Source organism: Verrucomicrobiia bacterium (genome assembly GCA_035495615.1).
Classification (GTDB): domain Bacteria; phylum Omnitrophota; class Omnitrophia; order Omnitrophales; family Aquincolibacteriaceae; genus DATJFP01.
The window spans coordinates 1-7988 of the sequence record DATJFP010000019.1 but is presented as its reverse complement, the minus strand read 5'-3'; the positions used below and the strand labels follow the sequence as shown (position 1 = coordinate 7988).

Here is a 7988-nt window from a genome sequence, read left to right as displayed (position 1 = left end):
CGCCTGGACGGACGGGCCAAAGACACGGCCGATCCTTCCCGCGCGCCGAGCCGCTATCAGAAAGACATCAACCCCATCCGCACGATCCAGGAAGAAATGTGGGAGTATGCCGCGCTGATCGGCATGACGCACCTGCAGAATATCGATCCCAAGCTTTCGGTGAAAGCCGCCATCGAATGGCTGACGAGCCCGTACGCGGACAATGCGCCGCTGTCTCCGCCTCTTTACCTGCAGAAGGTGGCGCAGGCCATCGAAAATCGGGCCAAGATCAAAAAAGATCCGCGCTTTACGGCGGCCGTGAAATTCGGCTATGACGCGGAGAAAAATCCCATCGTGACGATCGACGCGGCCAAGCTGCCCGAACGGATCGGCGACGCGCGCGAGCTGGCCCAGCTCTTGACCGGCGTCGATGCCGGGCTGTTCGATTGGACAAACCCGCAGGCCTCGCTGGAACAAAAAATGGTGGTCGTCAACGAGCAGGGCCTTTCCAAACAGCGCCAGGCTGTCCTCGAAATTTTGCGCATGCAGGCCATCGCCAACACCGCGGTTTTCCAAACGTTCATTCCGGGGAATTTCCGCGTGGAATTCGACGGCGACACGCTGCGGCTTGTGCCGCACAGCGAGCTGCGCGGCGCGGAAGAAAAGCCGGTTGAGCCGGTGGCTTCAAGCGCGGCGCGGGAGAAAGCCTCGATTCAGGAAACCCGGTCTGAGATACGTCCCGTCACGGAAAAATCCCTGATGGCCATGCTGAAAGAGGCGGGCTATGCGTTTGATTCGCTTTTCCCGCTGGAGCAGGTGGTCTGGGCCGCGGAAGGCACGGTCGCGCCGTACGAGCGCGCGGAATTGCGCGAAGCCCTGGTCGACCGCCTCATGCCCGCGAAAAAGACGGTTGCCTTTGACGAACAGGACCAAGCCGCGCGGCGCGATCTGCGGGGCCGCGTGGAATTCCTGCGCGCGCTTTTCGAAGACTCGGCCCTGCGTCAGAAGCTCGGCCTTCCGGACGTCATGCTCTCGGCGCAGTCCCGCGGGGCCGTTCTGTTGTCCACGTCGGGCCCGCTGGAAGCCAAGCTCGAACTCTTCCGCGCGGCGCTTCCGTTTTTCGCGTCGCTGGAAAAACCCGCGGCCGGAAGCCCGGTTGCCGGCTACATCTTCGCGGGCGCGGGCACGCGGGAGACGCGCAACCTGGTCCTGCAGCGCCATGCCGGCCTTTCCGCTTCCGAAGTCTCCGCGTTGCCGCGCGTGTTCGGTTTTGATCTCGGCCGCTCCGTGCCCGAGTCCGTGGCGCGCCTTCTCAAGGATCCGAAATTCAAACGCTCGCTCGTCGCGCTTGCCGGCCGGCAGGAAACGCAGGGCGTCCTGGGACGCATTTTCGCGGCCCTGGAAAATCCCGCGGACTTCGAAGCCGCGTCATCCGACCTGCCGCGCCTTGCCGAAAGTTTTTATTACCGCGCGCGCCTTTTGAAGGAACTGGCCGCGCAGATCGAGACCCGCAAGCTCGAAGCCGCGCAGCTGGGCCGCGCGCTTTCCGACGATTACTGGGTCCATTTCGTTTCCACGTTCCTGCAGCGGCAGCTGCCCGACGTCGTGGTCAAGGTCCGCAAGGACGGCAGCTTCGACCTGTCCCTCAGCCAGGTCAGCCGCCAGCTCGACGTCTTCCGCGCCTCCTACCAGGCCGTCCAGTCGGCCGCTTAACGGGCGGTTTGACGAACTTCTCCCGGCTCTGAAAATCCCGCGTGTTCGCCCATAAAACCGCTATAAGATGAGTTTTTTAACTAGCAAAACAAAGTTGTTTTGAGAGCGCGGCGCGGGTACTTTTGAGATAGGACAGTTTCAGGGGGAATTACCGTGTTAGGCATTCCAAAACAGGACGCAAAAAAACAAAACCTTTCCGAATTCACGGCCATCTTGATGCTCGTCGGCCTTCTTTTTTTCGCTTCGCTGAGCGCCATGACCGTGCATCTCTCGTCGGTCCTCGCTTCCTGACCGGCAGCCGCCAAAACCTTCTTTCCTTCGCGGGGTTTTAAAGTTAAACTACGCCCTTTCCCGTCAACAGGGGGCCTCATGGGACTTGTTCCGATCCGTCATTTCGAAATTCAGGACGCTTCATCGCGCGTGCGTTCCGTGCTTCCGGGCTGGAAGCCGGCCAAGCTGAAAACGCGCGCCGCTTACCGCAAGGCCCTCAAGGCCTTCCTCCAGAAATCGCTCGAAGGATTTCCGTTCTCCTCGGAGCGCGAGATCGCGGGCGTGGTTTCCGATATCACGCTTTCCGAAGAAGTCCTGATCGAAATCCAGAAAGACCTGAAAACGAAAAAAGACTACGACATGCTCGTCAAGCGCCTGGATACCTTCAAGGACTGGGGCGCGGTCATCCTCGTCATCCTCGTCGGTTCGGTTTCGCCTGTCTTTGCCGCGAAGCTCGACGATCACGTCAATTTTTTGAACAATGACCTTGAGTGGACCGACCACAAGGACATTGTCATCCTCCGGAAATAGTCCCGCATGGGCCGGTTCGGCGTGCGCCCCGAAAAAGAGCAGGAGCTGCTGGACGGCATGAAGGCCAGCGGCCTGCGCGAAGAGGACCTCGACGAAAAGTTCGTCCATTCCGGCGGCAAGGGCGGCCAGAACGTCAATAAAACCTCCACCTGCGTCTGGCTCAAGCACATCCCTTCCGGCCTCGAAGTCAAAGTCCAGAAAGAGCGTTCCCAGAATTTGAACCGTTTTCTCGCGCGGCGGCTTCTGCTGGAAAAGTTTCGTTCGCAGGTCCTCGGTGAAAAGACCGCGGCGGACGTCCGTCTTCTCAAAATCCGCAAACAGAAAAAACGGCGCAGACGCCGCAATCAAGGCAAGCATGGCGAAAACACCGCAAGCGATTCTTGAACTCAAAGACGTTTTCCTGACGCGCGACGGAAAGCCGGTGCTGAACGGCCTCAACTGGACCGCGCGTGAAGGCGAGCATTGGTTTTTGCTCGGCCAAAATGGTTCGGGCAAGACGTCGCTCCTCGAAGTCCTGATGGGGTATCTGTGGGCGACGCGCGGGAGCGTGCGCGTGATGGGCGAGACGTTCGGGAAGGTCAATCTCCCGGAGCTGCGCAAAAAAATCGGCTTTGTCGCGCCGTGGGTCGTCAAGCGCATCAAGCCCTGGGAAACCGTGCGGCAAGCCGTGGCCGCGGGAGCCGAGGCTCTGGTCGAAACGACAGGCCCTATCCCGCGGGAACTCAACCGCCGGGTGGAGGCCGCGCTGCGATTCGCGGGCTGCGGCCGCCACGCGGACAAGCTCTTCGACAAACTTTCCACGGGCGAACAACTGAAAGCCGTGATCGCGCGCGCCCTGGTGGCCCGTCCGCGCGTCCTGATTCTCGACGAGCCGTTTTCCGCGCTGGACCTCGGCTCGCGGGCGCTGGTTTATGATTTCCTCGCGCGTCTCGCAGCCCGGAAAAACGCGCCGCTCATCCTTCTGGTGACGCATCAAACCGAAGACATCCTTCCTTTTTTCACTCACGGCCTTTGCCTGAAGGACGGCAGGGTCCGGGCCGCGGGGCCCAAAAAACAAATCCTGACTTCGGAAGTCCTGCGCCGCACGTTCGGCGTGCGGGTCAGCGTTTCCCATTCCCGCGGGCGCACTGTTTTGTCTTCGCCACAAGGCCGTTGACAATCGCAGGCGCCGTGATACTCTGAAAGCCATGGCCCAGACTTCCAATGAAATCAAGGTTTTGACGCGCGACGTGAGCTGCACGGCCATCCCCAGCGGCCAGGACGTCACGCTCTTCAAAGGCACGGAAGTGCGCATCACCCAGTCGCTCGGAGGCACCTTCACGGTCGTGACGCATCAGGGCGCCATGGCCAGCATCCAGGGCAAAGACGCGGACGCGCTCGGAAAAGAAATCCCGGCCGACGCGAGGGAAGACGCGCTTGCGCCGGGCGGCGTGCCGGACGCGAAGTTCGTGGAAGAGCGCGTATGGGCGAAGCTCAAGACCTGTTACGATCCCGAAATCCCGCACAACATCGTGGATCTGGGCCTTGTCTACGAATGCAAGATCACGCCGCTCGCGGCGCCCGAGCACCGCGTGGACGTCAAGATGACGCTCACCGCTCCGGGCTGCGGCATGGGCGACTATCTCCGCCGCGACGCGGAGAAAAAAATCCTGACGATCCCCGGCGTGAAGGAATGCGCCGTCGAAGTCGTGTTCGATCCGCCCTGGAATCCCAACAAGATGAATCCCGCGCTGCGGCGCGAACTGTTTTTTTAAAGCACCTCCTCTCCTATCCTCTCCCCCTCAAGGGGGATAGGGAAGGGTGAGGGGGCGCGTGGAGGAGATCATGTTCGAGGTCTTCAAAGTTCTTTTTTCCGGCCTCATCATTTCTTTCGCATCGTGGCTGGCGGGGCGGCGGCCGGTGCTCGCGGGCTTCATCATCGCGCTTCCGATGATGTCCATCCTCTCGATCTTTTTTTCTTATTATCAGTACCGCGACATGAACAAGATCAACGAGTTCGCGACATCCATCCTGATCGCGGTGCCGCTGTCCCTCACGTTTTTCCTGCCTTTTGTCCTGAACCGCTGGCTGAAGATGAGTTTCCCCATGACCATGGCCTGCGCCCTGGGGCTTGTCGTGGCGGGATACGCGCTGCACGCGCTGGTGTTCCGGAGAGCGGCCTGACGCGTCAGGACAGGACGATAATCGATTTGAGGATCTTGGTCTCGGAATCCGGGACGACTTCGAGCTGCACCATCATCTTGGCGGCCAGCGATTTTGGGGTGAGGATGCGGAGCACCGGCTCTTCGGCGGCAAACGACGCGCTTTCTTTTTTGCCGTCCTTGCTCTGAATCACCAGCGTGATGGTCTCTTCGTTTTTCTCGATGGAAACGACCTGCATGACATGAGGGACCGGCGCGGCTTCTTCGGGTTTGGCCTCTCCGGCTTCTTCTTTCTTTTCCCCCTCCTTGCCTTCTTCTTTTTTCAAAGGCGGCTCGAATAAATCCAGCGTGTCTTTATATTCGTCGGGATTTTGGACTTTCTTTTCCCAGGCCGCTTCGTCTTTCCCTTTGCGCTGATCCTGCTGCGGCTGTTCTCCGCCTTGCTGCGCCTGCTGCTGCATCATGTCCTTGCCCTGCTGCTGCGCCATGGCGGCCGCGGCCTGCTGCGCTTCCGGAGGCATTTGTCCCTGGGGAGGGGCCTGGCCCGGCTGCACCTGGTCGGTTTTGCGTTCGCCCGGAAGCTTGGTATCGGGCGGCCCCTTCGGCGTCGGCGGAATGGGCGGCGGCGGGCCCTGCTGCTGGGCGGGATTCATGGGCATTTCCGCCTGCTGCGGCATCTGCGCGGCCGCGGGCGCGGCCTGGGCCGCGGCCTGCGTTTCCGGAGAGATCGCGTTCGTCAGCGCGTTTTCGACCGAGTTGAGCGCGCTGCCGCTGTCCATCACGATCAGGTCCCCGGGCTGGAGCTGGGACGCGGCCGTGCTGGCCTGGATCAAGGTGTCTCCGGTCACCGTGAATTCGCTTTCGCCTTCCTTCATGTGCACTTTCAGGGTGGTTTCGTTTTCCGAAACCGGATGCACGTCCATGATCTGTCCGAGGAGCGGAGGCGCCGGAGCTTTCGCCGGAGGCGCCGGCGTTTCGGCCGGAGGTTCGGGCGCGGCGGGCGCCTGGGAAAAACCGGACGCGGGAAAAGCCAGGAGCGCCGCGAGGAAAAAGGCCATGGTGCGCGAGGACGGGATTTTGAGCTGCATAACGCAATCTTATAGGGAAGGCGCCTTCTTTTCAAGACGCGGATTTGCGGCCTCCCGCGGCCCATAATCTTGTGGTCAAGCCGCCCTCAAAGGGATACGATGACTGCCGGAGAACCGGCCCGCATGAAATTACTCGTGTGTCAGCCCCTGATTCATGACGTTTACGGCACGGACGACCTGAAATCTCTTCCTTATTTTTTCAATCAACCTTCCGTTGAGAAGATTCAAAGAGCGCTTGTTTGACTCCATGATTCTTCCGCGGTAGTTTTCCTAACACGAACAGGAGCTCAGAATGCCGCTCGGACAAATCATCCGCGATCTCAGGGAAAAACGCCGTTTGAAGCAGGGCGATCTCGCCCACAGCATCGGCGTCAGCCCGCAGGCCGTTTCCAAGTGGGAACGCAACGAAAACGACCCGGACCTTCCGGCGCTGGTGAAACTGGCGCGCCTTTTCGGCGTCTCGACCGATTGCCTGCTCGGTGTGAACGACCCCAAGCCCGGCACGGTCGAGGCCACGGTCATGGCCACAAGCATCCGCAATTTCGCCCGGAAGTCACATGCGCTCAGCGCGCCGCAGCTCGCGGAATGGGCGAATGGCATTTTCTTCCACCTGACCGAGGCCGCGCTGAAACAGGACGGCATCCCGGTCAAATATGTGGGCGACGGCTTTCTCTGCTTTTTTTCCGGGCCCGGCCACGCGGAGCGCGCGGTCGCGGCCGCCCGGCATGCGCGGCGCGTGATCCAGCTTCCGGAACTTGTCATCGCCCTGCATGCGGGAGACATTTACGTGGGCTCGGCCGGCCATCCGGATTATTCGAGCCGCGACATCTGCGGCGAGACCGTGAACCTGGCCTTTCTCGTCATGGACGCCGTGGGCACGCATTGCGCTTCCGGCATGGGCGCCACCGAAACCGTGGCGGCCGCGCTCGGCGCGAAGTCCGGTCTGAAAAAAACCACGAATTATTACGTCCGGCGCGCGCGCCAATCCATCAAACTTTACGAAGTCACGCCGTAAGAAAGGAACCGTCATGCCCGCAGAGCTCCGCACGTCCGTCCTTGGTTTTCCCCGCATCGGCCTTCACCGCGAACTCAAAAAAGCCCTCGAGTCGTTTTGGAAAGGCGAAATCGGGGAAGCGGAGCTCGAAGAAGCGGGCCGGAAAATCCGCGGGGAGAACTGGCGCGGCCAGAAAAACGCGGGCATCGACGTCATCGCGTCCAACGATTTCAGTTTCTACGACCACGTGCTCGACACGATCGCGCTGACCGGCTGCGTGCCCGCGCGCTACGGCTGGCGCGGCGGGAGGGTGGACCTCGCGGTGTATTTTGCCATGGCCCGCGGCGGCCAGGCACCCGCGCTGGAAATGACCAAGTGGTTTGACACGAATTATCATTATCTCGTCCCGGAACTTTCCGAAGACCAGGACTTCTCGCTGGCCTCCGACAAAGTTTTCCGCGAATTCTCCGAGGCCAAGGCGCTCGGCATCCTGACGCGGCCTGTCCTCGTCGGCCCCGTGACGTTTCTCCTGCTGGCCAAGACCACGGCGCCGGGATTTTCCGCGCTGTCGCTGCTTCCCAAGCTCCTGCCGGTTTACGCGGAAGTCCTCAAAAAACTCGGAACGCTGGGCGCCGCGTCCGTGCGTTTTGACGAGCCCGCACTCGCCCTCGATCTCGGGCCCGAAGCGCGCCAGGCCTTTCAGAACGCGTACCGTTTCCTTGCGCCGCAGGCCGGAAACCTCGAGCTTTGGGCGGCGTCTTATTTCGGCGCCTACGGAGACAATACCGATTTAGCCTGCTCGCTGCCGGTTCACGGACTGCATGCGGATCTCGTGCGCGGCGCGGGCGATCTCCCGGCGCTTTTGAAAAAACTTCCGGCCGGAAAGAAATTGTCCGCGGGGCTCGTGGACGGCCGCAACATCTGGAGAACGGATCTGGACGCGGCCTCGCGCACGCTTGCGGAAATCCTCGCGGCCGGGCCGCGCGAGGTGGAAATCGCGAGCGCGTGCTCGCTGCTTCACGTGCCGCTCGACGCGGAAGGGGAATCGAAGCTTGATCCCGCGATCCAAGGCTCGCTTGCCTTTGCCCGGCAGAAACTCGCGGAGCTCGATGCCTTGAAGAAAATCTCGCAGAAAGCGCCGGAAGCTTCCCGGCTTTTGTCCGAAGGCCGTGAGGCCCTGGCCCGCCGCCGGGCGCATCCGGCTGTATCCGACCCGAAGGTGCGCAAGCGGCTTGCTTCCGTGACCGAAGGTGATTTCCGCAGAAAAAGCGC

At 61.3% G+C, this 7988-nt stretch carries 10 protein-coding genes; 9 read left to right on the top strand and 1 reads right to left on the bottom strand.

The features are described 5' to 3' along the window. From VL688_02150 to VL688_02120, 7 genes are all read left to right on the top strand, one after another. Window positions 1-1692, top strand: a 1692-nt coding sequence (locus VL688_02150; protein ID HTL46846.1) for a hypothetical protein, incomplete at its 5' end; no start/stop codon positions are given. A gap of 153 nt (window positions 1693-1845) precedes the next feature. Further along, window positions 1846-1983, top strand: coding sequence for a hypothetical protein (locus VL688_02145; protein HTL46845.1), 138 nt, complete (start codon window positions 1846-1848; stop codon window positions 1981-1983). Between the two features lie 78 nt (window positions 1984-2061). Further along, entirely contained in the window at window positions 2062-2493 is a 432-nt protein-coding gene (locus tag VL688_02140) for a hypothetical protein (GenBank protein HTL46844.1), read from the top strand. A gap of 6 nt (window positions 2494-2499) precedes the next feature. Further along, a complete protein-coding gene (locus VL688_02135; GenBank protein ID HTL46843.1) occupies window positions 2500-2877 on the top strand; it encodes a peptide chain release factor-like protein in 378 nt (125 codons plus the stop codon). Then, on the top strand, window positions 2849-3649 hold the full coding sequence (locus VL688_02130) for an ATP-binding cassette domain-containing protein (GenBank protein HTL46842.1): 801 nt from the start codon (window positions 2849-2851) through the stop codon (window positions 3647-3649). The genes VL688_02135 and VL688_02130 overlap by 29 nt, the downstream gene beginning before the upstream one ends. A 31-nt stretch (window positions 3650-3680) precedes the next feature. After that, complete coding sequence (sufT, locus tag VL688_02125) at window positions 3681-4247, top strand: putative Fe-S cluster assembly protein SufT (GenBank protein ID HTL46841.1); 567 nt, start codon at window positions 3681-3683, stop codon at window positions 4245-4247. 70 nt (window positions 4248-4317) lie between these two features. Then, the gene (locus tag VL688_02120; GenBank protein ID HTL46840.1) at window positions 4318-4656 is read left to right on the top strand and encodes a hypothetical protein; all 339 of its coding nucleotides are present in this window, start codon (window positions 4318-4320) and stop codon (window positions 4654-4656) included. 4 nt (window positions 4657-4660) lie between these two features. Here the strand turns inward: VL688_02120 and VL688_02115 are convergent, their stop codons facing one another. Beyond that, the gene (locus tag VL688_02115) at window positions 4661-5722 is read right to left on the bottom strand and encodes a hypothetical protein (GenBank protein HTL46839.1); all 1062 of its coding nucleotides are present in this window, start codon (window positions 5720-5722) and stop codon (window positions 4661-4663) included. Between the two features lie 292 nt (window positions 5723-6014). Between VL688_02115 and VL688_02110 the strand changes: the two genes are divergently transcribed. Both VL688_02110 and VL688_02105 read left to right on the top strand, forming a co-directional pair. Further along, on the top strand, window positions 6015-6737 hold the full coding sequence (locus VL688_02110) for a helix-turn-helix domain-containing protein (protein ID HTL46838.1): 723 nt from the start codon (window positions 6015-6017) through the stop codon (window positions 6735-6737). 13 nt (window positions 6738-6750) lie between these two features. Further along, the coding region (locus VL688_02105) for a 5-methyltetrahydropteroyltriglutamate--homocysteine S-methyltransferase (protein ID HTL46837.1) at window positions 6751-7988 on the top strand (1238 nt) is incomplete at its 3' end.

Coding starts and splice junctions, on each gene's coding strand:
- VL688_02140 (HTL46844.1), top strand. CDS start 2,062: ATGGGACTTGTTCCGATCCGTCATTTCGAAATTCAGGACGCTTCATCG.
- sufT (HTL46841.1), top strand. CDS start 3,681: ATGGCCCAGACTTCCAATGAAATCAAGGTTTTGACGCGCGACGTGAGC.
- VL688_02115 (HTL46839.1), bottom strand. CDS start 5,722: ATGCAGCTCAAAATCCCGTCCTCGCGCACCATGGCCTTTTTCCTCGCG.
- VL688_02130 (HTL46842.1), top strand. CDS start 2,849: ATGGCGAAAACACCGCAAGCGATTCTTGAACTCAAAGACGTTTTCCTG.
- VL688_02120 (HTL46840.1), top strand. CDS start 4,318: ATGTTCGAGGTCTTCAAAGTTCTTTTTTCCGGCCTCATCATTTCTTTC.
- VL688_02135 (HTL46843.1), top strand. CDS start 2,500: ATGGGCCGGTTCGGCGTGCGCCCCGAAAAAGAGCAGGAGCTGCTGGAC.
- VL688_02110 (HTL46838.1), top strand. CDS start 6,015: ATGCCGCTCGGACAAATCATCCGCGATCTCAGGGAAAAACGCCGTTTG.